This window comes from Pseudomonas sp. PDM10, assembly GCF_014852295.1.
In the GTDB taxonomy this organism is placed as follows: Bacteria; Pseudomonadota; Gammaproteobacteria; order Pseudomonadales; family Pseudomonadaceae; genus Aquipseudomonas.
Map to the genome: position 1 here is coordinate 331,316 of NZ_JACVBJ010000003.1, position 22,829 is coordinate 354,144.

At 59.0% G+C, this 22,829-nt stretch carries 23 protein-coding genes; 7 read left to right on the top strand and 16 right to left on the bottom strand.

The features are described 5' to 3' along the window. Position 1 precedes the first annotated feature (1 nt). The 3 genes from IB252_RS12620 to IB252_RS12630 are packed head-to-tail and all read right to left on the bottom strand — an operon-like array spanning position 2 to position 7,178. Positions 2-2,713 (bottom strand): putative virulence factor, encoded by a 2,712-nt coding sequence (locus IB252_RS12620; RefSeq protein ID WP_192408933.1) that lies wholly within the window; start codon positions 2,711-2,713, stop codon positions 2-4. Further along, complete coding sequence (locus IB252_RS12625; RefSeq protein WP_192408935.1) at positions 2,710-5,775, bottom strand: virulence factor SrfB; 3,066 nt, start codon at positions 5,773-5,775, stop codon at positions 2,710-2,712. The genes IB252_RS12620 and IB252_RS12625 overlap by 4 nt, the downstream gene beginning before the upstream one ends. 17 nt (positions 5,776-5,792) lie before the next feature. Further along, the gene (locus IB252_RS12630; protein WP_192408937.1) at positions 5,793-7,178 is read right to left on the bottom strand and encodes an SrfA family protein; all 1,386 of its coding nucleotides are present in this window, start codon (positions 7,176-7,178) and stop codon (positions 5,793-5,795) included. Between the two features lie 266 nt (positions 7,179-7,444). Here IB252_RS12630 and IB252_RS12635 point away from each other — a divergent pair, with 266 nt between their 5' ends. Further along, on the top strand, positions 7,445-8,656 hold the full coding sequence (locus tag IB252_RS12635) for an aldose 1-epimerase family protein (RefSeq protein WP_192408939.1): 1,212 nt from the start codon (positions 7,445-7,447) through the stop codon (positions 8,654-8,656). Between the two features lie 76 nt (positions 8,657-8,732). Here the strand turns inward: IB252_RS12635 and IB252_RS12640 are convergent, their stop codons facing one another. The 7 genes from IB252_RS12640 to IB252_RS12670 all read right to left on the bottom strand — a co-directional run bounded on the left by IB252_RS12640 (position 8,733) and on the right by IB252_RS12670 (position 13,756). Then, positions 8,733-9,035, bottom strand: a complete 303-nt coding sequence (locus IB252_RS12640; RefSeq protein WP_192408941.1) for a hypothetical protein — start codon at positions 9,033-9,035, stop codon at positions 8,733-8,735. Further along, positions 9,022-9,600: a hypothetical protein gene (locus IB252_RS12645; RefSeq protein WP_192408943.1), complete on the bottom strand. Its 579-nt coding sequence runs from the start codon at positions 9,598-9,600 to the stop codon at positions 9,022-9,024. The genes IB252_RS12640 and IB252_RS12645 overlap by 14 nt, the downstream gene beginning before the upstream one ends. Before the next feature lie 62 nt (positions 9,601-9,662). After that, complete coding sequence (locus IB252_RS12650; protein WP_192408945.1) at positions 9,663-11,156, bottom strand: YifB family Mg chelatase-like AAA ATPase; 1,494 nt, start codon at positions 11,154-11,156, stop codon at positions 9,663-9,665. Between the two features lie 437 nt (positions 11,157-11,593). Further along, entirely contained in the window at positions 11,594-11,764 is a 171-nt protein-coding gene (locus IB252_RS12655; protein WP_192408947.1) for a hypothetical protein, read from the bottom strand. 34 nt (positions 11,765-11,798) lie between these two features. After that, positions 11,799-12,257, bottom strand: a complete 459-nt coding sequence (locus IB252_RS12660; protein ID WP_318652726.1) for a GNAT family N-acetyltransferase — start codon at positions 12,255-12,257, stop codon at positions 11,799-11,801. A 280-nt stretch (positions 12,258-12,537) separates the two neighbouring features. Next, positions 12,538-13,059 (bottom strand): Bro-N domain-containing protein, encoded by a 522-nt coding sequence (locus tag IB252_RS12665; protein WP_192408951.1) that lies wholly within the window; start codon positions 13,057-13,059, stop codon positions 12,538-12,540. Between the two features lie 436 nt (positions 13,060-13,495). Next, the gene (locus tag IB252_RS12670; protein WP_192408953.1) at positions 13,496-13,756 is read right to left on the bottom strand and encodes an accessory factor UbiK family protein; all 261 of its coding nucleotides are present in this window, start codon (positions 13,754-13,756) and stop codon (positions 13,496-13,498) included. Between the two features lie 419 nt (positions 13,757-14,175). Here IB252_RS12670 and glnK point away from each other — a divergent pair, with 419 nt between their 5' ends. From glnK to sutA, 4 genes are all read left to right on the top strand, one after another. Continuing rightward, positions 14,176-14,514 (top strand): P-II family nitrogen regulator, encoded by a 339-nt coding sequence (gene glnK, locus IB252_RS12675; RefSeq protein ID WP_002555808.1) that lies wholly within the window; start codon positions 14,176-14,178, stop codon positions 14,512-14,514. 35 nt (positions 14,515-14,549) lie between these two features. Then, positions 14,550-15,887, top strand: coding sequence for an ammonium transporter (locus IB252_RS12680; protein WP_033060693.1), 1,338 nt, complete (start codon positions 14,550-14,552; stop codon positions 15,885-15,887). A gap of 214 nt (positions 15,888-16,101) precedes the next feature. Next, complete coding sequence (locus IB252_RS12685; RefSeq protein WP_111448318.1) at positions 16,102-16,527, top strand: secondary thiamine-phosphate synthase enzyme YjbQ; 426 nt, start codon at positions 16,102-16,104, stop codon at positions 16,525-16,527. Positions 16,528-16,629: 102 nt separating this feature from the next. Beyond that, positions 16,630-16,953 carry a transcriptional regulator SutA gene (gene sutA, locus IB252_RS12690; RefSeq protein ID WP_008150253.1) on the top strand — a complete coding sequence of 108 codons (324 nt, stop codon included), beginning with the start codon at positions 16,630-16,632 and terminating at the stop codon, positions 16,951-16,953. A 201-nt stretch (positions 16,954-17,154) separates the two neighbouring features. Here the strand turns inward: sutA and IB252_RS12695 are convergent, their stop codons facing one another. The 6 genes from IB252_RS12695 to lptM are packed head-to-tail and all read right to left on the bottom strand — an operon-like array spanning position 17,155 to position 21,762. Next, the gene (locus IB252_RS12695) at positions 17,155-17,859 is read right to left on the bottom strand and encodes an HAD family hydrolase (protein ID WP_008150255.1); all 705 of its coding nucleotides are present in this window, start codon (positions 17,857-17,859) and stop codon (positions 17,155-17,157) included. Further along, positions 17,856-18,755: a tyrosine recombinase XerC gene (gene xerC, locus IB252_RS12700; RefSeq protein ID WP_008150257.1), complete on the bottom strand. Its 900-nt coding sequence runs from the start codon at positions 18,753-18,755 to the stop codon at positions 17,856-17,858. The genes IB252_RS12695 and xerC overlap by 4 nt, the downstream gene beginning before the upstream one ends. A gap of 2 nt (positions 18,756-18,757) precedes the next feature. Then, positions 18,758-19,483 carry a DUF484 family protein gene (locus IB252_RS12705; RefSeq protein ID WP_192408955.1) on the bottom strand — a complete coding sequence of 242 codons (726 nt, stop codon included), beginning with the start codon at positions 19,481-19,483 and terminating at the stop codon, positions 18,758-18,760. A 13-nt stretch (positions 19,484-19,496) separates the two neighbouring features. Further along, positions 19,497-20,327, bottom strand: coding sequence for a diaminopimelate epimerase (gene dapF, locus IB252_RS12710; protein ID WP_192408957.1), 831 nt, complete (start codon positions 20,325-20,327; stop codon positions 19,497-19,499). A gap of 4 nt (positions 20,328-20,331) precedes the next feature. After that, complete coding sequence (gene lysA / locus IB252_RS12715) at positions 20,332-21,579, bottom strand: diaminopimelate decarboxylase (protein WP_111448322.1); 1,248 nt, start codon at positions 21,577-21,579, stop codon at positions 20,332-20,334. Positions 21,580-21,588: 9 nt separating this feature from the next. Next, a complete protein-coding gene (gene lptM, locus IB252_RS12720; protein ID WP_033060682.1) occupies positions 21,589-21,762 on the bottom strand; it encodes an LPS translocon maturation chaperone LptM in 174 nt (57 codons plus the stop codon). Between the two features lie 326 nt (positions 21,763-22,088). On the opposite strand from lptM, the gene cyaY reads away from it, so the two are divergent. Further along, positions 22,089-22,421, top strand: coding sequence for an iron donor protein CyaY (cyaY, locus tag IB252_RS12725; protein WP_008150266.1), 333 nt, complete (start codon positions 22,089-22,091; stop codon positions 22,419-22,421). A 4-nt stretch (positions 22,422-22,425) separates the two neighbouring features. Continuing rightward, the gene (locus IB252_RS12730) at positions 22,426-22,644 is read left to right on the top strand and encodes a DUF1289 domain-containing protein (RefSeq protein WP_192408958.1); all 219 of its coding nucleotides are present in this window, start codon (positions 22,426-22,428) and stop codon (positions 22,642-22,644) included. Positions 22,645-22,829: the final 185 nt, after the last annotated feature.

Genomic DNA, 22,829 nt, shown 5'->3' on the forward strand with positions numbered 1-22,829 from the left:
CTTATCTCGCTGTGAAGGCTGTGAGCACTTGGCCCAGCCGTTCATTCTGTTCAGGGGTGATTTCACGTCCGGCGCCATGGCCGGCATTGTCCTGCGTGAGGTAGGCCAGGCCCGAGAGCCAGTCGCCGAGATACCGCTGCGCCTGATTCGCCGGTTGCGCCGGTAGCACGGGCACTTGTCCCGGACTGATGTCGGTGTAGAACGAGAACAGCGGCGCCTTGGCACCGGCGCGGCTGTTCGGACGCTCGCTTACCGGTTTCTGGAGGTAGCCGAACCAGGACACGAAATCGCGCAGTACCCGTTGCACTTCCAGGACCTGGCGCTCAACCAGTTGATCGCGCCGTGCGCCGCTTTGTGCGCGTTTGAGGACCGCACGGCTCAGTTGCCCCGGCAAGTCCTGGCGATAGCCGGCGGTGATCAATTCGTCGACCACCGCTTCCAGCAATGCTTTTTCCAACCCCAGCAGGTTGAGCAGGCTTTGCCGGGTGGTCAGTTCACGCAGGTGCGCGATCCAGGCCTTGAATGCCGCTTTGGCGAATCGGTGTTCGTTGCTTTGCAGTTCGGGCGCCGGGGTGCCGGTGTTGCTGCTGACCGGCGCGTCGTGGCTCAGGTCGTCACCGAAATCGAAGTCGAAACCGGCGTCGTCGCCGTACAGGCTCTGGCTCGGTGTCGGGGCGACTGGCTCGTCCTTCGCGGCCGGCTCGTCATCAGTTTCGTACACACCACTGAGGTACAGGTCGCGCACCTCTTCGCTCGGCATGTCGAGTTGATCGATCAGCTCGCCGAGCACTGCCGGGCGACGGCCCAGGCCGGTCAGAATCTTTTGCGCCAGGGCTTTCTTGGCGGCGGCAGCACCGTCGTCGTCGGCGTGGTACCAGGTGCTCAGACCGTGAGTGGTCAGGCCTTCGAGGCATTCGCTCAACTGCTCGCGGATGCGCTGCAATTTGAATTCGATATTGGCCACGCCTTTGAAACTGCCGCTGAAGTGGCTGATGCCACCGTCATCGTTGCGCAGCATTTCTTTCCAGGCGTTGGCAGGATCGTGGATGTGTTTGCACACCAGGTCGTTGCTGGCGAAGCTGGTGCCCAGCGCGCTGACACGGTCCTGATAGCTGGCATTGAGGCCCGTTTCGGCACCCGTCGCGTCTTGTTCGATGAATGCCGCGTCCATGCGCGGTTTACGCACCAGGTAGGTGTTCTGGAACGGTGTGCCGGCCCAGTCGCTCATCCAGCTCAGGCTGCCGAAGCGCTCCAGCATGGTCAGCTTGACCATGCCGTTCCAGCTCTCGTCGTACTGATCAGGCGTCAGGCTCAGGGAGTTGGTGATGCGCAGGTCGAGCATGGTCAGCGCCCAGATCAGACCGGTTTCGCGCTTGCTGCGAGCGGCCGAGTCGGCGCCCTGGGTCTTTTCGATCCAGCGGGTCAACACCGGGCCTACGTCGTTGACGTCGCTCTGCTTGGTCGAACCGGTGCAAACCACCAGCGCATTCATTTCCTGGTTGTCGGTGTAGCGTTCGAACAGGTAGGCGACCTTGCCACGCAGGATCAGCTGCGAAACGGAGTTGTCCTTGGTGGCGGATTGCGGGTCGTTGGAGTCGGCGATCTCGTGCAGTTTCTGGCGCCCGCGATAACCGGGGAAATCCAGCAGGTCGACCTGATTGACGATGTCATCCACCGGCGCTTCGATCAGGCGGAAGGTCATTTCGGCCGTCAACGCCGCCAGTTGTGCAACCGGAATTGCCTGACTGTTTTGCAGGCGATCGCCAACCAGTGGTCGAACGTCGATCGGCAAGTCCCGTGGGCTGCCGAAGCGTTCGAGAATGTCGACGTTCATGATGCTGTCGCGCTGGCTGTAGGTGTCGTTTTCGAAACTCACCAAGGCCTTCAACGGTGCGAATACGGTCTCGGGCAGGCCTAGTTTGTGCAGCGCGCCGGCCAGTTGCTGATACACGCGTGTCAGTTCGCTTTGCTCGCCCCAGAGGATCGAAAACAGCTCGGCCCGTTCCTGGAAATTCAGGCGTGGCGCCAGTTGCAGTGCTTTGGGCCAGTACAGGTGCTCAAGTTTCTTCACCGAGTTGCGGAAGTTGTCCCGCAGGTAATCCCACAGCGACACCAGATCATCGGCGTTGACGCCCGTTTGCAGTGGCCCGGTTTCGCGGCCTTCGAACGGTTTGAGTACGCGCTGGATGCGTTCTTCGTCGATCTCGTAGGAAATGCGCTCAAGGTCGAAATCCTTGAACCAGGAGTTGGCGAGAATCTTCGCCAGCTCGATTTCCTTGAACAGCGTGAGTTCTACCGGAAAGTCATTGTCCTGACTCTCCGTGGCCCGACGGCTGAAGCGCGTCACCAGGCCGGTGGCCTCCTTGCCGCCACCCACCGGGTTGATGTGCTTGATGAAGTCCAGGCGCTGGCCACCGAAATCGGTTTCCAGCTTGCCGTTCTGACCGGCGGCAAGGGCCGAAATCAGGTAGGACTTGCCGGCCTGGGACAAACCGAAAAAACCAATGGTCATCGGCGTGCAGGCCACGCGACCGAGGCTGTGAGCCAGGTTGCGGGCGCGGTGCAGGCGGATGTTCAGGTTGTCGGCTTCGCTGTCCAGGCGTGGCGCGTTGCCGCGCGTCTGGGCAATCCAGTCCAGCGCCTGACCGGCACCGTTATAAACAGCGGCCCAACTGGCAGAGAGCTGAGTTTGATCGGGGGTCAGATCATTCATTTGCGTTTCACACTTCCACTGTCGAGCCAGTACTTGGTCTCGCTCAGGCCGGCATCGAGCATGGTGTTGAGTTCCAGCTCGAGGTCGCTGCGCGGGTTGAAGTTGACGTTGTTACTGTTGGATTCGATGTCGCGAACCGAGAGGCGGTCGCTGACCAGATCCTGCTTGCGTGTGTACTTGTCCGCCGGCTTGACCTCGAACCGCACCTTGAGCAGCGGCGCGCTGCCGTTTTCACCGATCGCGCGGGAAAACTTCTCCCGACCGGCCTTGGTGAACCGCAAGGTATACAGCGGCGACGCGGCCCAGCGGTCGGCGGCCAACTGACGGAAACCGAGGCGCAGATCGCCGCGCATTTCCAGTTGTGGCGTGTCGGCGGCATCGCCAACGCCGATTTCCGGCAGCTTGATTTTGTAGTCTTCGGACTGGATGTCGCGGTACAGCACGTCGGCATCCTTGATCACGTTGTTCAGGTCGATCACGCCGATGTGCTTGACCGTCGAATATGGCTTGAGCGCCGAAGCACGGAAGTAGAAGTTCGGCACGCTGTGGTTGGCGCACAACAGGCAGAGCATGGCGCCCACCGACGCGGTGCTTTTCGGGTCGTCGATCCGGCCGTTCTTGTGGAACGGGTACCAGCCGCCAGTGCGGTAGTTTTGCAGCGCCAGAATGCGCCCCGGTGGCAGCGGCAACACCTTGCGAATGAACGCCTGGATGCCGGGCAGGCGCGAAGGGCGGCCGGTCAGCAGCAAGACATCGCACGGGTAATGCGCGACCACTTCACACAGCGCACCGAGAATCTTGGTGATGTTGATCTGGTCGTTGAGGAACGCGGCGTGAAGCTTCTGCAGGTCGAAACTGATCGGCGCATCATACAGGTCGAAACCGCTCTGACCGCCGACATCGCGACGCACGGCGGCGTTGACGTAGTCGAGCACGGTCTGGCTGATCGCGTTGTCACCGATCAATTGACGGTAGCTTTGCGGGGTGACTTCTTGCGGCACTTGCGGATCGTAATGCTCGTACGCCTTGAGCAGCGCCAGGCCCAGCGGGGCGAACACCTGCAGGTTCAATTGCTGGCGCAGGATCATGTCTTGCGCGCTGACCGATTCATCGCCACACAGGCGTGACATCAGCGAATCCGGGGCTTTCACACCGGCGTTCTGCAAGGCTTTTTCGAAGCTTGGCAGGATGAAGTCCTGAATCACGTCCAGCAGGATGTCATCGCCGGCCACTTTGAAACCATCGCGAAAACGCTGCTCGGGCACGATGTGCACGTTGCTGCCGCTGCCGGTGTTGCCGGCGCGGTCGAGGCGATAGTCGGTGATCACCAGGTCCGTGGTGCCGCCGCCGATGTCGATGGTTGCCAGGGTGATGCGTTCGCGGTCGGTCTTGTCAGGGCGGGCGATGGTGTCGAAAAACTCTTCCGGGTGACCGGCGAAGTTCTCGTTGACCTCGGTGTACAGGTACACCAACTGGCCGCAAGAGGCTTCGTCCCATTCCACGCGGATACTCGGGATCGGCGTGCGCGGGCTGACGGCCTGATCCTGATGTGGATCCTCTTCGCCGACATGCCAGCCGAGGCTCTTCCACACCAGGCCGATGGCTTGCAGCATGCGTTCGTTGAGGATGCTGCGCTCGGCCTGCGGCATGCCCGGCGGCACGGTCAGGGTGATGCTGTTGAGCTGACGCGGCACGCGGGTGTGACCCTGGCGGGAACGCTGGGCCGGGCTGTTGATTTGCGACAGCGCCTGGGCCAGCACTTCAGCGAGCATGAAGGTCATCAGCGAGCTGCGCGAGTAACGCGGCATGAACACCGGCAGACGATCGTCTTCTTCGAGGCTGTAAAGCGCCTCGCCGGTTTCATTGATCAGGTGCGAGAACGGCGCGGCGGTGGCGTACGGCTCGCTGTCGGTCTTGATGTACGAGCAGTTGAAGCGCCAGCCGTGGCCGTAGGCGTTTTCATCCCACAGATAACGTTTCGGGCTGGACAGGCCAGTGGAACCTTCGGTACCGCGACGACGGCTGGCCAGACGACTGGCCTCATTGCCGACGCGGGCAATCGTCGCCCACTGGAACGCATCGTGCCGGCCGCTCTTGACCGAACAGTGGTCCTTGCCGAAGTACGCCTGGGCGAATTCCACGCGGCTTTCGAACGGCAGATTGTAGGTGTGTTCGGGGGTGATCAGGTCGCGCAGTTCCAGCACGTAATTTTGCTTCAGCCCGGAGCCGGCCTGACCGTGGTTCTCGATCAGGATGCCGCAGGTGCGCGAGTTGCCGACGTCCAGCACCAGGTCCACCGGAATCGGTTTGACCAGGCCATTGCTGTCGTTGGCGACTACTTTCAGCTCAGGGATTTCAACTTTCGCACGGGCCGTCGACTGTTGGGCGGCGGACGGTGTGCTCAACAGGCTAAGCAAGTTGAGGTAGTGCGCCAGGTGATAGTTGGCGCGGATATCGGTGTCCAGCTCGGCCCGCGAGCGGTGGGCATTGCCCTCGTTGAACACTTCCAACAGCCACTCGTTGACCCACGGCTGGGCCAGGAACCAGCGGGTTTCGCTGGCCTTCGTCGCCAGTTTGAAGGACACCCCGGAGCTGATGTCTTCTTCGTTGGGCGCCAGGTAAGCGGTGCCGTCACGCTTGGGCATCACGCGGCTGTCGAAGGCCATCGTCAGGCGGTGGGTGTTGCCGTCGATGTCGGGCGTCGCCAGCTTCACCAGACGCATGCGCGACCAGTTGGTCGGGCCTTCGTCGAAGCGATGCGGCGGCATGAAGCGGAAAAACGGGGTCGGCAGCCAGATACCGTCCAGCAACTCGAGGCTGCTTTTCATATCGACGCTGAACGCAGGTTTGGCTTTCTCGACCTTTTCCGGTTCAGGTTCGTAGAAAAAGAAGTCTTTCTCTTCGTTGTACGACAGGCGGCAGATCAGCCCGCTGATCATCGGCGCGAATTCGCCCGCCGGTTCCTTGCGGGGGTCCAGACGCAGCGCGAAATCCATGAACTGGATGCCGGTGTCGCTGACCAGCGTGACGGTGTCTTCGAATTGGGTGACTTCAGGCAACATTTCGGGTTATTCCGTTTTTATTCGGCCACGTGCCGCATGGACATGGGGAATTGTTCTTTGCCGTAACCGCCGGTGCAGTCTGCGACTGTGGTCGCCCCTTTGCGGCAGTTGACCTTGGGCATGTCGTAAGTGCTGCCATCGCCACACACGGCCTGGCCCTGACTGTCGATGGCCAGGCTGCCACCCTTCATAGTAGCGCTCACCGGCCCGCTGCATTTCGTGCCGTCGGCCTGGTGTACGATGACTTCGCCTTTACCGTCCTTGAGCTGGTATTCCAGACGCAGGGGTTTGCCGGTTCGGCGATCCTGAATACCGGCACCGGCGCGGAACTGACCGTCGAGGAACTTGGCGGCACCGTCGGCGGCGTCTGGCGGAATGCTCAGGGGCGGGCCGGGTTTTGCGGCGGCGGATTTTTCGGCCTCGGGCGATGTGATATCCGGCGGCGCAGTCTTGTTTTCCGGTGGCGCGGTTGGCGATTCGGCTGTCGGGTCTGCTGCCGGGTCTTTGGCGGGGTCTTGGGTCACGCCGGCCGGCGCTGCATCAGCTTCGTTGCCCTCGACCGCCGGCGCTTCCACGTCCTGGGTTCCGGTCACAGCGGTGCCGGTTCCCGTGGTGGAGCCTACAACGGTGCCCGTCACAGGAACGCCATTGAGCGTCGTGGCATGGCCGGTCAGTTGTGGTTCTTCCCGTTGCCTTTCAACAGGCACGACGCCCTCGGGGAGCAGATTGACCGCCACCAGTGGAATCGGCACGCAACCGCGCAAGCCCAGTAATAGCCACAAAAGCAGCAGCAATAAAGGCAGCAGCAACAGCCACCACCAGCGCCGCCACCACGGACGAGCAATCACCGGCACGACGGGCGGCGCCACCACGGGCGCGGCTTCGACCACCGGGGGCAGCGTAAACGCGGGCGGAACTTGATAGAGGCAGTGCAGGGGATCGCGATTGCCGGTACCGGCATGCTCGAAGCCCCAAAAGGTCAGCACCGGCTTGCCTTGCACCAGGTAGACGAAGTTTTCATCGGGGAAATGAATCACACGCTTGAGCAGCTTGCCGAACACGGCTTTGTCGCCTTGCTGCTGTTCGGCTGGATCATTGCCCAGGAAACGCTGGCTCAATTCGTCGAGCGAGGTCTTCAGCGCTTCGAGTTGGCGGCGTGCAGGGGCGCGTTCTTCTTCAGTCGCGCTGCTCCACGGGATCACATCGCCGTCGAGGCCGCTGTACCAGTCAATCTGGTTGCCGAGTTCATCGCTTTGAGGGATGGCCAGGTGATCGACCATTTCAGGGTTCTTGCGGCGAATGGCTTCGCGCAATTGCAGGGCTGCCCGGTAAACCGGTTGACCTGTTTCGCCCAGGGCAGTGAATGACCCGCTCTTACCGCTGCGTAATAGTGCCCCGCGCATTCAAACTCCGTATGTTCCGCTGCGCAAAAATGACAGACAAAAGTGTCTGCGCTTGCTCCTGCAATTAGCTGGCGACCTTAATGTCACAATGATGTCGCCGTCAATCTGCCGGAGGTTCAAAACCGTATGAGACTAGCGTAAGCGTGCGGAGGTTGCATGAGGTCAATTTAAATTGGCTCGGGAAGGCTCGGGTGTACGTTTTTTAGGCTTGCTGAATCGTTTCATCAGCGCTATAAAAAACGCACAACTCCAAGAAAGGCTTCCCCATGACTCCGCTCAAATTCGTCGTTGCCTTTGGCGCACTGTCCGCCTCCCACGCCATGGCCTGGGATTACGTCCTGCTCGACAGCGACAAGGCTGCCCAAAACTGGCAGGTCACCAGCCAGCAACTCGGTGTAAAAACCGACAAACCCTTCTCCGTGACCCTTCGTAACTTGCACGGCGGTCGGCAGGAGGGCGTCAGCATCGTCGACATCGATAACGGCACGATGAAACTCTCGGTGGTGCCGACCCGTGGCATGAACGTCCTGCAGGCGACGGTCGGTAATGTGCGCATGGGTTGGGATTCGCCGGTCAAGGACGTGGTCAATCCGTCCTTCATCGAACTCAACGGTCGCGGCGGTCTGGGCTGGCTCGAAGGCTTTAACGAACTGGTCACCCGCTGCGGCTACGAGTGGGTCGGTCATCCAGGCATGGATAACGGTGAACTGCTGACGCTCCACGGCCGTGCCGCCAACATCCCGGCCAGCAAAGTCACGTTGCACATCGATGAAAAACCACCTTACGCCATCAGCCTGCGCGGCGAGCTCAAAGAGCAGGCGTTCAAGAAAGTCGACTTCTCGGTGATGACTGAGCTGGTCACCGAACCTGGCAGCGCGGCGTTCTCCCTCAACGATACCCTCACCAACAACGGTGATTATCCGAAGGAATATCAGGCGCTGTATCACAGTAACTTCAGCACCCCATTCCTGGAACAGGGCGCCCGTTTTGCCGCTCCGGTGAAACAGGTGTCGCCGTTCAATGACAAAGCCAAAGGGGATTTGCCGGATTGGCAGACTTACCGCGCGCCGACCAAGGATTACGACGAGACGGTTTACAATGTGGTGCCTTATGGCGATGCCAAGGGTGACACGTTGACCGTGCTGCATAACAAGGCCGGCAGCCTCGGGGTTTCGGTGGGTTTCAATACTCAACAGTTGCCGGTGTTCTCCCTGTGGAAAAACACGGACACCCAAGGGCAGGGCTATGTCACAGGTCTTGAACCGGGGACGAGCTTTTCCTACAACCGTCGGTATCAGCGGCCGATTGGTTTGGTGCCGATGATTGGGGTTAAAGAGCAGAAGCAGTTTCAGATCAGGTACAGCTTGCTGGCGGATAAAGGGGCTGTGGATAAGGCGTTGAAGACGGTGAGTGATATTCAGGGTGGGCGGGAGACTGAGGTGAGGCAGATTCCATTGGTGGATTTGACCAAGGAGTAAGCTGCGTCTCTCTATCCATCGACAACTGCTAGGTGAGCAGTGATCTCGCATGTGGTGTTCACTGCTCATTGAAGGGTCAAAAGGGAAGTTTCATTTTTGAGGCTTGTGCGGCATCAAACAACCGCCGGATGAAATCGAAGTCATTCCAGGTTTGATTGGTATAAAATCGGTACTCCTTGTCTTCGATATCATCGAAGTAATAGATGACGTACTCCGCATATTTTTCATCGGCGTTGAAGCTGTAGCGTAATGAAAGCGAAAAGGCTTTTTCTTTAAGTTTCACCAGCGAGTTATTGTCATCATAACTCCAGGCGAATTCGCCTTGCTCCGTTCTCGCTGTAAGCGTTTTGACAAAATCGAGAAATTTAGGCGGTAACATATTGTCGCCCTCTGGCCGGGTTAACCTTTTCAAGGTTCTCTTTGATGTTTTCGAGATTGTGATGAATAACTATTCGGGTCGATTTCTCAAGCCGAGCGCTCGCTGACGTGTAAATTCCTTTTCTGATCGCGGTTTCAGTTTCTCCAAGGATATTGTCAATCCTTTCAAACTCCTGACCTGTGCCAGGTATTTTGGCAAACAGAATCCTGAAATGCTGATAGCACTTCAGCGCCAATTGATAATTTTCGGTGTCCACATAGCCTGCTGTCTCATTGAGCGTCGCAAGGCATTCGCTTACGGCTGAGGCGCCCTCTACAGCTTTAGCGTCCTTGAGCACACTGTTGGCTTCTGCGCTGATGCTCCGTGAGTAACGAACACTGTGCAAAACTTCAGATATTGAAATGATGAGCGCGACGATGGTTATCACCGTGCCAACGTAGGAAAAATTATTCAGGGATGTCGGAGAGCCGACAACGACTTCCTGCTGCAGCAGCGCCGTCCAAACGATGGCAATGCTTATCAAGCAATAGACAAATCTGATCCAATGACTCTTTAGTAAATCCATGTATTACTGACGCTCTCTCTGAAAAGTGATCTGCATAAATGATTTGGGCGAATAGCAATCGGTTACGTTGATGCAGGTCGATACTGCAACGCTTCCGCCAAGTGTTCGCGGGTAATTGCATCGACCTGTTCAAGGTCTGCCAACGTACGGGCAACCTTTAGTAGGCGATGGGCTGCTCTCAGCGACAATGTCAGTCGTTCACAGGCGGACTCAAGCCAGTTTTCATCGGCTGTGGATAACTTGCAGTGTCTACGTAGGCCCGGTAGATCGAGGAATGCGTTGGCACAGCCTTGGCGTTTGTGTTGCCGATCTCTTGCGTCGGCGACCAGTGCTGCCGCGGTTGCTGTGTCGTCACCAGGCTTGGGGGCAGGATTTAAAGCAGTTGCCTCCCGAGCGACAGTCAGGTGCAGGTCTATGCGATCCAACAGGGGCCCGGAAAGTTTGTTGCGGTAACGCTGCACCATGTCCGGTGAACAACTGCATCGCCCGCTGGGTTCGCCAAGATATCCACAGGGGCAAGGATTCATTGCTGCCACCAATTGGAAACGCGCCGGGAAGCGAACACGGTCCTTGGCGCGGGATATCACGATGTGACCGGACTCCAGCGGCTCTCGCAATACCTCCAGCACCTTTCGATCAAACTCCGGGAGTTCGTCCAGAAACAGTACGCCGTGGTGGGCGAGGGTGATTTCGCCGGGCTGTGGTCGTGAGCCGCCCCCGACCAGTGCCGGGCCTGATGCGGAGTGATGAGGTTGGCGAAAAGGTCGTTGGGGCCAATGACTCAACGGTACACAGCTAGAGACCGATTGAATCGCCGCGACCTCAAGTGCTTCATTCTCGGCCAGTGGCGGCAAAAGCCCCGGTAAACGGCTGGCCAATAGGGTTTTCCCCGTTCCTGGCGGCCCACTGAGCAGCAAATTATGTGCGCCTGCCGCCGCAATCAGCAGCGCACGCTTGGCTGACATTTGGCCTTGCACCTCATTCAAATCGGGATACGGCATGCTCGCGTACAGCAAGCCATTGGATACGTAAGGCTCGATCGGCGTGTGTCCGTTGAAGTGCGCAACGGCCTCAAGCAAATGTTCCACCGCGATCACCTTTAATCCCGACGCCAGGCACGCCTCTTCGGCATTCGCTCGCGGCACCACCAGCGCCCTCCCGGCCTTGCGCGCCGCCAGCGCTGCCGGCAATACACCGCGAACTGCCCGCACCGCCCCTGAAAGCGCCAATTCCCCGAGGCACTCCACGTCATCCAGCGTCAACGTTGGCACCTGCACACTGGCCGACAGAATCCCCAAAGCAATCGCCAGATCGAATCGCCCACCATCCTTTGGCAAATCCGCCGGGGCGAGATTCAATGTGATGCGTCGTGCCGGAAATTGCAGGCCGGAATTGATGATTGCACTCCGCACGCGATCCTTGCTTTCTTTCACCGCCGCTTCCGGCAATCCGACCATCGTCAGTGACGGCAAACCGTTGGCCAAGTGGACTTCTACGGTAACGGCGGGCGCATCCACGCCAATCTGGGCACGGCTGTGGACGATGGAGAGAGACATGGTCGTTCCTTGAGCTGGCAGAGAACCGCTTCCTGCGGTTTTTTGAAGAGTAGTTGGATTGCGTTACGACACAGGCACCAAACTTTCGCAGGATGTTGCGAGTGTCTTTCTGATTGGTGGAGCGTAAGCGAGTGTGGAGTACCGACGTAATCAGTCGCGGGATGAGATTTTTGTAGGACGTCGCCTGAATCTATGAAGGATGCGTGCTCAAGGTTGTGGACCCTGAGCCAAGTCCAGCTCTTTGAGGGATTTGTCCCGCTTCTATGGTCGATCCTTGAGCTTTACGGGTAACGTTTCCTGAGGTTTTTGAAAGGGTAGGCGGGAGGGGGATTTGCGGGGGGGGGGGGGCAGGAATTCTCTGGGAAGTGCAGATCCCCATGCACGTTATTACGAGGTGAAAAAACCGCCACTCGGGCGGTTTTTTCGGGGGAACCTAGTCAGACTCGTGCACCTGCAAGCAAGCCATCAGGTTCAAGTTCTTTGCCATACATTGCCGCCACTTTAAAAAAGCGATGTTGGCTGGCAGAAACGTTTCCGGCTAAACGGAGCGCCTCGGCATGATACTCAGCGATCATTAACGGCTTCGCTTTTGGCTTTTTGCGTTTCATAGACACCTCGCGTGCCTGGATGAGTGGATTGATCTTATTGGTCGTCTAGCGAAAAGACAAGGCGGTTGGTTTTGTCAAAAATGAATCCAAGTTTTTGATAGTAGGAGATGGCACCCGGGTCGGGTTCTTGTACCTCAATCTCATCGCAGCCCAGCATCCGCGCATAAAACTCCGTAGCCCTCAATGCAATTGGAGCGATCCAGCCCCGCAAAGGGTGGGTGTTTCTTGTGTGTCCCTGCAAAAGCACGATTTTTATGCAGATAGTGCTTTCACGCGGAGTCGCATAGCACAAGCCACAGAGCTCTTCTTCATACCAGATGGCCAGATCCAGTCCCCTTGCATCCTTTCGCTTCCATTCCGGGATGCACTCCCATGGGTACGGGATCACTTCTTCCCACAGATGACAGGAGTTGATTGCAGCCATGGTGATCGGATCGAGCCTGAGTGCTGAGACGTGGATTCCTGCGGCACGAATATCAGGATCATAGGACATGGCTTCGCAAGTAAGATTTCGAGCGTCAGACTTGAATATCTGATTACGGAGTTCCGTGCCTTTTCCTTTTCTTCTCATCGCTTTGTACTGTTGAAATCGAGGCGAAGAAGGTAACGGACGCGGGCGCGGTCACGTAATCAGGCGCAGGAGTTGGCTACTGTAGGACCGTACTTAGTTGAATGAAGGACGTCAGAAGCACAGCGTGTGGAATTCGGTTTGGTTATGGAAAGGACTACGTTTGGCGCGCAGCAAACGTAGTCAATAAGCGGCGCAATTGGTGTTAAAACGATTGCAGCATCCGCGAAGCTCGCTTCCACCAAGGCGCATTGACCGTACGTTTTGACTCCTCATGATCAGGTAGTACGTGTGGCACATCCTGTAGCCGAATCCACGGCTGGTTATTCCAGTGCAGCAAACTCAAGGACATGTCCGGCCAATTGAGCAGGCTTAGGATCGGGCGTTCGGTTGAAGTGGATTGCTGGGCATCTCTGAGGGCTGGGACCACGTCGTGGGTTAGCCATTCGCGCAGCGCCCGATATTCGGGGCAGTAGTGGTAGACGAGTAGGGCGTAGACGCCGGATTCGCTGATTAGCAGGGTGTTTTCGATGGTGCCGTGGATGGGCATTTGCAGGGTTTGGTGTTGGTCGGGGTCGAGTTTGCGGACGGCGCGTTCATCAAGGTAGAGGCGCAGGAGTCGGCCTAGGTCGCGGGCGCTGAACCAGGGTTGGTTTTCCAGGAGGAGGGCGTGGAGGTGGAGTTTGTGGCGGGTGAAGATGTGTGGAGTCAGATAGTTTTCGTCCATGGTGCAGTACCCAAATTCGCTTGATAGATGACTGCCACTTATCGTCGCCAAACAATAAGGGTGGCAGCTGCGTGCGGGTTGGCGAACCGGCCAAGCGAATACCGGCAGACCCGAAGGTCTCCCACACGCAGCCGCCATAATTCGAATCGGGAGATATATCCATAATCGAATGAGGTTGCGTGCATAGCTTGGTTCCAGGTCGCCAAACCCAGTGCTGAACATTCAGCAGAAGTTGAGCTTAGGAACCGGGGCTTTGCGGCGCAATCGGACGGCGGTGGTGATCTTTGTAGGACGTTGCCGGGATTTTTGAGGGCTTAAAGATCAAAAGATCGCAGCCTTCGGCAGCTCCTACAGATAAATCTGAAGGTCGTTCCGACCTTATCGCGAGCAGGCTCGCTCCCACAGTGGGTTGGGTTTCACCGTGGGATCTGCGGTGTTATTCGGAAGGTGGACTCAGCTTCGCTTCCAGCTCCGCGACTTTCGCCTCAAGACTCTCCAACCGAGCCCGGGTCCGTGCCAGCACAACCATCTGGCTATCAAACTCTTCCCGGCTCACTAGGTCCAGCTTGCTGAAGCCGCTCTGCAACAGAGCCTTGAACTGGCTTTCGATTTCGCTTTTCGGCAGCGGGGTGTCGCCGCTGAAGAGGCGCGAGGCGGTGCCGCTCAGGGCATCGAGGAAGTCTTTGGGTGCGAGCATGGGAAATGTCCTGTCAACAATGGCGGGCAGTGTATCACGCAGTGTCTATAGTCAATCCCGACCGCTGACTGTGCACGCTTTTCGCGCATGCGGACGGACGGCATCGCACTGTTGTTGTGCGTAACGCGGCAGCAGTTGCGGCGAAGTGGTTGGCATCTGCTGCCAAGGGCTTGAAAACAGAGAGTTTTGTGGAGATGGCAAGCTTTCTGCTTAGTCAGTAGTAACCCATGCACTGATGCAGTCGCTGTGACGAATGCAGTGCGCCAAGCGGAACGGGGGAAGTGTTTCGTGCGGAGTGGTTAGCAGGCGTCGGACGGGCAGGTAAGGCCGACGATGCGTTACAAAGCCAGGCACTGCGCTTAGACTTGAGTCGGGTTTGTTTTCCTGGGGCAAGTCCACCAATTCGGGAGAGAGTTTTCATGAAGCTAGTCACTGCCATCATCAAGCCGTTCAAACTGGACGACGTACGCGAGTCGCTGTCCGAGATCGGCGTGCAGGGCATTACCGTTACTGAAGTCAAAGGCTTCGGTCGGCAGAAGGGTCACACCGAGCTGTATCGCGGCGCGGAATATGTGGTCGATTTCCTGCCAAAGGTGAAGATCGATGTCGCCATTGACGACAAGGATCTTGACCGGGTTATCGAGGCGATAACCAAGGCGGCCAACACCGGCAAGATCGGTGACGGCAAGATCTTCGTGGTCAATCTGGAACAGGCGATTCGCATCCGTACCGGCGAAACCGATACCGACGCAATCTAAGCCGCCACAAACCCAACGCCCCAGGAGAAAACAATATGACTCTGCGTAAATTCGCAGGGCTAGGAGCCCTGTTGTCCCTCGTAATGCCCGGCTTGGCTATGGCGGCAGACGAAGTGGCGGCCCCAGTCCTCAACTCCGGCGACACTGCCTGGATGATGACCTCGACAGCCCTCGTGCTGTTCATGACCATTCCCGGTCTCGCGCTGTTCTACGGCGGCATGGTTCGCTCCAAAAACATTCTTTCCGTGATGATGCAGTGCTTCGCCATTACCGGCCTGATCAGCATCCTGTGGGTCATTTATGGCTACAGCATCGCGTTCGACACCACCGGCATGGAACAGGGCGTCATCAACTTCAACTCGTTCTTCGGTGGCATGGGTAAGGCATTCCTCGCCGGTGTCACGCCTGCGAGCCTGACCGGCCCTGCGGCGCTGTTCCCTGAAGCGGTGTTCGTCACCTTCCAGATGACGTTCGCCATCATTACCCCCGCGTTGATCGTCGGTGCCTTCGCCGAGCGGATGAAGTTCTCTGCCATGCTGATCTTCATGGGCGTCTGGTTCACCCTGGTTTATGCACCGATCGCGCACATGGTCTGGTCCGGTAACGGCGGCCTGTTGTGGGACTGGGGCGTGCTGGACTTCGCCGGCGGCACCGTGGTGCACATCAACGCCGGTGTGGCCGGTCTGATTGCCTGCCTGGTGCTGGGCAAGCGCAAAGGTTTCCCGACTACCCCGATGGCGCCGCACAACCTCGGTTACACCCTGATGGGCGCTGCAATGCTGTGGGTCGGCTGGTTCGGCTTCAACGCCGGTTCCGCTGCTGCGGCCAACGGCACTGCCGGTATGGCGATGCTGGTGACCCAGATCGCAACCGCCGCCGCTGCATTGGGCTGGATGTTCGCCGAATGGATCACGCACGGCAAACCAAGTGCTTTGGGTATTGCTTCGGGTGTAGTGGCCGGTCTGGTTGCAATCACCCCAGCCGCTGGCACCGTGGGCCCGATGGGGGCTCTGGTCATCGGTCTGGCAGCCGGCGTGGTGTGCTTCTTCTGCGCCACCACCCTGAAACGCAAACTCGGCTATGACGACTCCCTGGACGCCTTCGGTGTACACGGTATCGGCGGTATTCTCGGCGCGATCCTGACCGGTGTCTTCGCTGCACCGTCGCTGGGTGGCTTCGGCACCGTCACCGACATCGCCGCACAAGTCTGGATTCAGTGCAAAGGCGTGGGCTTCACGGTGATCTACACCGCGATCGTCACTTTCATCATTCTCAAGGTGCTGGACGCCGTCATGGGGCTGCGTATCACCGAAGAAGAAGAAGCTGTCGGCATCGATCTGGCACTCCACAACGAACGCGGCTACAACTTGTAAGCACGCGCACAAAAAATTTGCCCGGCTTGCCGGGCATTTTTTTGTCTGAAGTTTGTCAGTGAAGGAACTGCTGAAAGGTTTTTTCGTACACGTTTAGTGGCGTTTACGACGGGCGTTTTTCTGCGGCCAATGGCTTACATGATAGAAGGAATATTAGGGCCTTTGTTTTTTCCCAGAGCGCGCTAGAATGCGCCCCGAACGTGCGGAGAACTGTATGTGGCAACAGACTCTGATTACCCTGCGGGCGAGGCCCCGGGGCTTTCATCTGGTAACGGACGAGTTACTCGCCGGCCTGCCTGAACTCAAGGCATGTCGGGTCGGTCTGTTGCATTTGTGGCTGCAGCATACCTCGGCGTCGTTGACCATCAACGAGAACGCCGATCCGGCGGTACGTCGCGACTTCGAACGATTTTTCAATCGTCTGATCCCACAAGGAGCAGACGGCTATGAGCATAACGACGAAGGCCTGGACGACCTCCCGGCGCACTTCAAGGCCAGCGTACTTGGCTGTCAGCTCAGTTTGCCGATTTCGGCAGGCCGACTGGCGCTGGGGACCTGGCAAGGCGTTTATCTGGGCGAGCACCGTGATTTTGGCGGTGCCCGCAAAGTCCTCGCCACCGTGCACGGTGAAGAGGCATAAACCGCTGGTTACCAGCGTTTGTAGAATTTTTTCCGGCGGCCTTCGACAGACGGCGAAGCTGGGCTATAACTAATCTGCTTTTCGCAAGTCATGAGGTAGAACATGAGCGACGATGATCTGGAAAACGACGACCTCGAAGTAGGCGACGACGACGAAACCGAAGAAGGTCTGGAAACAGCAGCGGAAGACGTTGCTGACGACGATGGCGGTGAAGCGCCCGTTCCGACCGCCAAAGGCAAAGCCAAGGCAGCGGTATCGGTCGATGAGCTGCCGAGCGTCGAAGCGAAAAACAAGGAGCGCGATGCCTTGGCCAAGGCCATGGAAGAGTTCCTGGCCAAGGGCGGCAAGGTGCAGGAAGTGGAGGCCAATGTGGTCGCCGATCCGCCCAAGAAGCCTGACAACAAGTACGGCAGCCGGCCTATCTAAGGCCGCCGCTTGCTTGCTGAAAAAGCCCGCCGTCGCTGCGGGCTTTTTCATGGGTAAAACAAAACTTTTGAGCCTGCGTCGATCCCCTGTGGGAGTGAGCCTGCTCGCGATAGCGGTGTGTCAGGCAATATAAATACTGAATGTCACTCCGCTATCGCGAGCAGGCTCACTCCCACAAGGGGAATATCGGTGATCTCAAGGTTAGTGTTGGGCGTTCCAGAGGGCCAATAACGCCGGTAACTCGCTCAGGCTGCGAATCTCGGCATCCGGTGCCTTCTCGGCTTCCCACACCTTGCCCGCCGGGTTAAACCAGATCGCCCGCAATCCCGCCTGCTGGGCGCCGGCAATGTCATCACCCGGATGATCGCCGATATGCACGGCCGTCTCGGCCGTCGCACCACCGCGTTGCAACGCCTCATGAAACAGTCGCGCATCCGGCTTGCCGATGCCGATGTCTTCGGCACACAAGGCAAACTTGAAGTAGTCCGCCAGCCCTAAGCGGCGCACATCGGCGTTGCCATTGGTGACCACGCCGAGGGCGTAGTGATTGGCCAGAGTCTCGAGGGTCGGTTGCACCTCCGGGAAGATTTCCAGCTGATGCCGCGCATGCAGAAACACTTCAAAACTCTGATCGGCCAGGTCTGAGGCCTGACCCTGGTCGTAACCGGCCTCTTCCAGCGCATGGAACAAGACTCGGCGGCGCAGGGCGCTGATGCGGTGCTTGAGGCCCGGCTCACTGCTCAGGATCCGCTCGCGAATCGCCCACAAATGCTCCACCGGCACGGCGCCCAGATTCGGTGCATGCTCGGTCAGCCATTCACGTAATACGGCTTCGGCGCTGACGATCACCGGGGCGGTATCCCACAGGGTGTCGTCGAGGTCGAAGGTGATCAATTGAATTCTCATGACTCATCGCCTTTGATGCGTTTGGCCCGTGGATGGGCGCTGTCGTAAACCGTCGCCAGGTGCTGGAAGTCCAGGTGGGTGTAGATCTGGGTGGTTTTGATGTCCGAGTGGCCGAGCAATTCCTGAACCGCCCGCAGGTCCTGGGACGATTCCAGCAAATGGCTGGCAAAGGAGTGCCGCAGCATGTGCGGGTGCAGGTTCTGCCCCAGCTCGCGCTCGCCAGCGGCTTTAACCCGCACTTGAATCGCCCGTGGGCCGAGGCGCCGGCCTTGTTGGCTGACAAACACCGCGTCGTCCGCCGGGTTGGTCATGGCCCGTAGCGGCAGCCACAACTCCAGCGCTTCGCGAGCTTTTTTACCGACCGGCAGCAGTCGGGTCTTGCTGCCCTTGCCGAGCACTTGAACCATGCCGTCGGCCAGGTCCAACTGATCCAGATTGAGCCCGGTCAGCTCCGACAATCGCAAACCTGAGGAATAAAACAGCTCCAGAATCGCCTGATCCCGACGCGCCAGAAAATCATCCTCCACCGCGCCCTCAAGCAGTTGCAGCGCGCGATCGGTGTCGAGGGTTTTTGGCAGCCGACGTTCGCCTTTCGGTGGCGCCAGGCCGTTGGCCGGGTCGTGGTCGCAGAGGCCTTCGCGGTTCAGATAATGATAGAGCCCGCGCACCGCCGACAGCAGCCGCGCCAGGCTGCGGGACGATTGGCCTTGTGAGTGCAGGCGTGCGATCAGGCTGCGCAGGCGTTGAATGTCCAGGGCCGCCCAACTGCTGATGTTTTGTTTGACACACCAGCCCAGCACTTTGTCGAGGTCGCGCCGGTAGGCGTACAGCGTGTGAGGCGACACCTGCCGCTCACTGCGCAGGTGTTCGCAGTAAGCGTCCAGTTGCCGTTCCACGATCAGCGTACCGAGCGCAGGGAGGTGTTGACCCGTGGCAGCACGCGGCCCATGACTTCGGCGATGTAGCTGAGGAACAGCGTGCCCACCGAACTCTTGTAGTGCTGCGGGTCACGGCTGGCGATAGCCAGGACGCCGTGGATGCCCTGGTAGCTGATGGCGACGACGGCGGTGGAGCCGATCTGCTTGCGCTGTTCTTCGCCGAACAGGAAGTCCAGTTCGTGTTCACGCAAGCTGCCGCTCACGCTTTTGTCTTCCGAGAGCAAACCGCCGATGGCCGTTTGCGCGTCGGCATGGGTCACCCAGCGGCCGACCGGCATCGGGTTGTCACCCAGCAGAATCAGGCTGACGAAAGGCACCTGGAAGTCCTGGCGCAGACTGTCTTCGACGCTGATTACCACGTCTTCCAGGCTGGTGGCGTCCATCAGCGCGAGAATCAGGCGGCGGGTCTTGTCGAAGAGGCGGTCGTTGTCGCGGGCGACGTCCATCAAGTGAGAGAGGCGATGGCGCAGCTCGATATTGCGGTCGCGCAGGATGGTCATCTGGCGTTCGACCAGCGAAATGGTGTCGCCGCGCTGGTGCGGAATGCGCAAGGTCGCGAGCAGGTCTTCATGCTTGACGAAGAAATCCGGATGAGCCTCCAGGTACGCGGCAATCGCCGCCGCCTCAAGGCTTTCGGAAGGGGATTCGTCGGGCTGTAGGGCGGGAACCTGGGGCTTATCTTTCATGGATTCGACTCTCTCAAAGACGCACTTGTCCTTCATAAACGCGCACTGCCGGGCCGGTCATCATGACCGGTTGGCCAGGGCCTGCCCATTCAATGGACAAACGCCCGCCGGGCAGGTCGATCAATAGTGGCGAATCCATCCACCCCTGGCTGATCGCGGCCACTGCAGCAGCGCAAGCGCCGGTTCCGCACGCCTGGGTTTCCCCGGTCCCGCGTTCCCAGACGCGCAGTTGCGCGCGGCTCCGGTCGATGACCTGGAGAAAACCGACATTGACCCGCGCCGGGAAGCGCGGATGGTTTTCGATTTTCGGCCCCAGTTCATGCACCGGTGCATTGTTGATGTCGCTGACCCGCAGCACGGCATGGGGGTTGCCCATGGACACGGCGGCCAGGTCGACCAGGGTGCCGTCGACGTCAACCTGATAGCTCGTGGCCTGCTCCGGCGTTTCAAATGGAATCTCGGCCGGCACCAGGCGCGGTGCGCCCATGTTGACACCGATCTGCCCGTCGCTGCGGATATCCAGTTCGATGATGCCGCTTTTGGTCTCGACGCGGATCTGCCGCTTCGCGGTCAGGCGCTTATCGAGCACGAAGCGAGCGAAGCAGCGCGCACCGTTGCCGCACTGTTCCACTTCGGAGCCGTCGGCGTTGAAGATCCTGTAGCGGAAATCCACGTCCGGGTTGCTGGGCGCTTCGACGATCAGCAACTGGTCGAAACCGATACCCGTATGCCGATCGCCCCATTGCTTGGCGTGTTTGGGCAGGATGTGCGCATGCTGGCTGACCAGGTCGAGGACCATGAAGTCATTGCCCAGGCCGTGCATCTTGGTAAAACGCAGCAGCATGGTTTTACTCCGGCAGCAGGCTTTCGCCAGCAAACAACTCGGCTACCGTCTCACGGCGACGCACTTCAAATGCCTGATCACCGTCCACCAACACTTCAGCGGCACGGCCGCGGGTGTTGTAGTTGGAACTCATGACAAACCCGTAGGCACCGGCCGAATGCACGGCCAGCAAGTCGCCTTCTTCCAGGGCCAGCTGACGATCCTTGGCCAGGAAGTCGCCGGTCTCACAGATCGGGCCGACGATGTCGTAGGCGCGAGCCGCGGTAGTGCGCGGGCGCACAGCGGTGACGTCCATCCAGGCCTGGTACAGCGCCGGGCGGATCAGATCGTTCATGGCCGCGTCGACGATGGCGAAGTCTTTGTGCTCGGTGTGCTTGAGGTATTCGACCTGAGTCAGCAGCACGCCGGCGTTGGCGACGATGAAGCGGCCCGGCTCGAACACCAGCGCCAGGTCACGACCGTCGAGACGCTCGCGCACAGCTTTGATGTAGTCGGCAGCCAATGGCGGCTCTTCATCGCGATAACGCACGCCCAAACCACCACCGAGATCGATGTGGCGCAGGTAAATGCCGCAATCGCCGAGGCGGTCGACCAGGCCCAGCAGGCGGTCGAGGGCGTCGATGAACGGCGGCAGGGTGGTCAGTTGCGAGCCGATGTGGCAATCGACACCGACCACTTCCAGGTTTGGCAGTTGCGCGGCGCGGATGTACACGTCTTCGGCATCAGCGATGGCGATGCCGAACTTGTTCTCTTTAAGACCGGTAGAAATGTACGGATGGGTGCCGGCGTCGACGTCCGGGTTCACGCGCAGCGAGATCGGCGCGCGAACGCCCAGCTCGGCGGCGACCACTTGCAGACGTTCCAGCTCATCGGTGGATTCGACGTTGAAGCAATGCACGCCGACTTCCAGGGCACGACGCATGTCGTCACGGGTCTTGCCGACACCGGAGAACACGATCTTGTCGGCGCTGCCGCCAGCGGCCAGTACACGTTCCAGCTCACCACGGGAGACGATGTCAAAACCGGCGCCCAAACGCGCCAGGACATTCAGTACACCCAGGTTGGAGTTGGCCTTGACCGCAAAGCAGACCAGGTGCGGCATGCCGGCCAGCGCATCGGCGTAAGCCAGGTACTGGGCTTCGATGTGCGCACGGGAGTAGACGTAGGTCGGTGTGCCAAAGCGTTCGGCGATGGCGGACAGGGCAACACCTTCCGCAAACAGCTCGCCGTCACGGTAGTTAAAAGCGTCCATGGCGTTCCCTTATTGGTAGACGTCGTGCTTGTGTGCTTTCGACGGAGACTTCTGCGATGACTGGGCCTGCTCGGCAGGGTCCTGAGAATCGTCAGGCAGGTACAGCGGGCCTTTTTGACCACAGGCCGACACAAGGCAGGCAACCGCGACGAGCGCAGCAAGGGAAGAGATCAGGCGCTTCATGGCGAAATCCTTGAAAATGCGTTAATTGCGCCGGAGTATACCGGCCACCCGGCAGCTTGCCTATGCGACGGGGCTCCCGTCCGGCGGGGCTATGTGGTGAGGGGATTTATCCCCGTTCGGCTGCGCAGCAGTCGCAAGCATTCACGCTTAACCTTGAACTGCTGGGGCTGCTGCGCAACCCAATGGGGATAAATCCCCTCACCACAAAGGCTCGCTCCCACAGGTGTACCTATATCGGCCCTTGGTCGTTATCCTTTGCAATCACCGGGGCTCGCCCGTATCTTGCGGCGCTTGAGCGTGAGTAGACACTTTTTGAGGTTCCCGCAATGAGTTTGACTGAAGCCCGTTTCCACGATCTGGTCGATGCCACCCAGCAGACGCTGGAGGATATTTTTGACGAGTGTGACCTGGATATCGATCTGGAGAGCTCGGCCGGTGTGCTCACCGTCAAGTTCGAAAACGGCAGCCAGTTGATTTTCAGCCGCCAGGAACCGCTGCGGCAGCTATGGCTGGCAGCCGTGTCCGGCGGGTTCCACTTCGATTACGACGAAGAAAGCAAGCGTTGGATGTGTGACAAGAGCGACGAACAACTCGGCGAGATGCTCGAGCGCATCGTCAAGCAGCAAGCTGACGCCGAGCTCGATTTCGAAGGTCTGTGAGATCGTGACCGAGCCTGCGCCCATTCGTGCGCCCAAACCGCTCTACAGCAATGTCAGCCCGGCGGTGGCTTCACCGTGCAGCGGCGTGTGTCGGCTGGATGAACAGAAGGTCTGCCTTGGGTGTTTTCGCCATGTCGAAGACATCCGCGAATGGCGCTCGGCCGATGACGATCGGCGTCGTGTCATTTGCGCCCAGGCCCGTGATCGCAAGTCAGCTATGTGACGATTGTGGTGAGGGGATTTAGCGAAACGTCGCACCGCCCCGTTGGGTCGCGAAGCTACCCTGAAACCTGCAACTGTGAAGTGCCAGACACCCCGCTCTCGGGCTTTGCGGCTGCTTCGCAGCCGAACGGGGATAAATCCCCTCGCCACATTGGTTCTCTATAACAGTCAAGGGTGGTGGTCGCC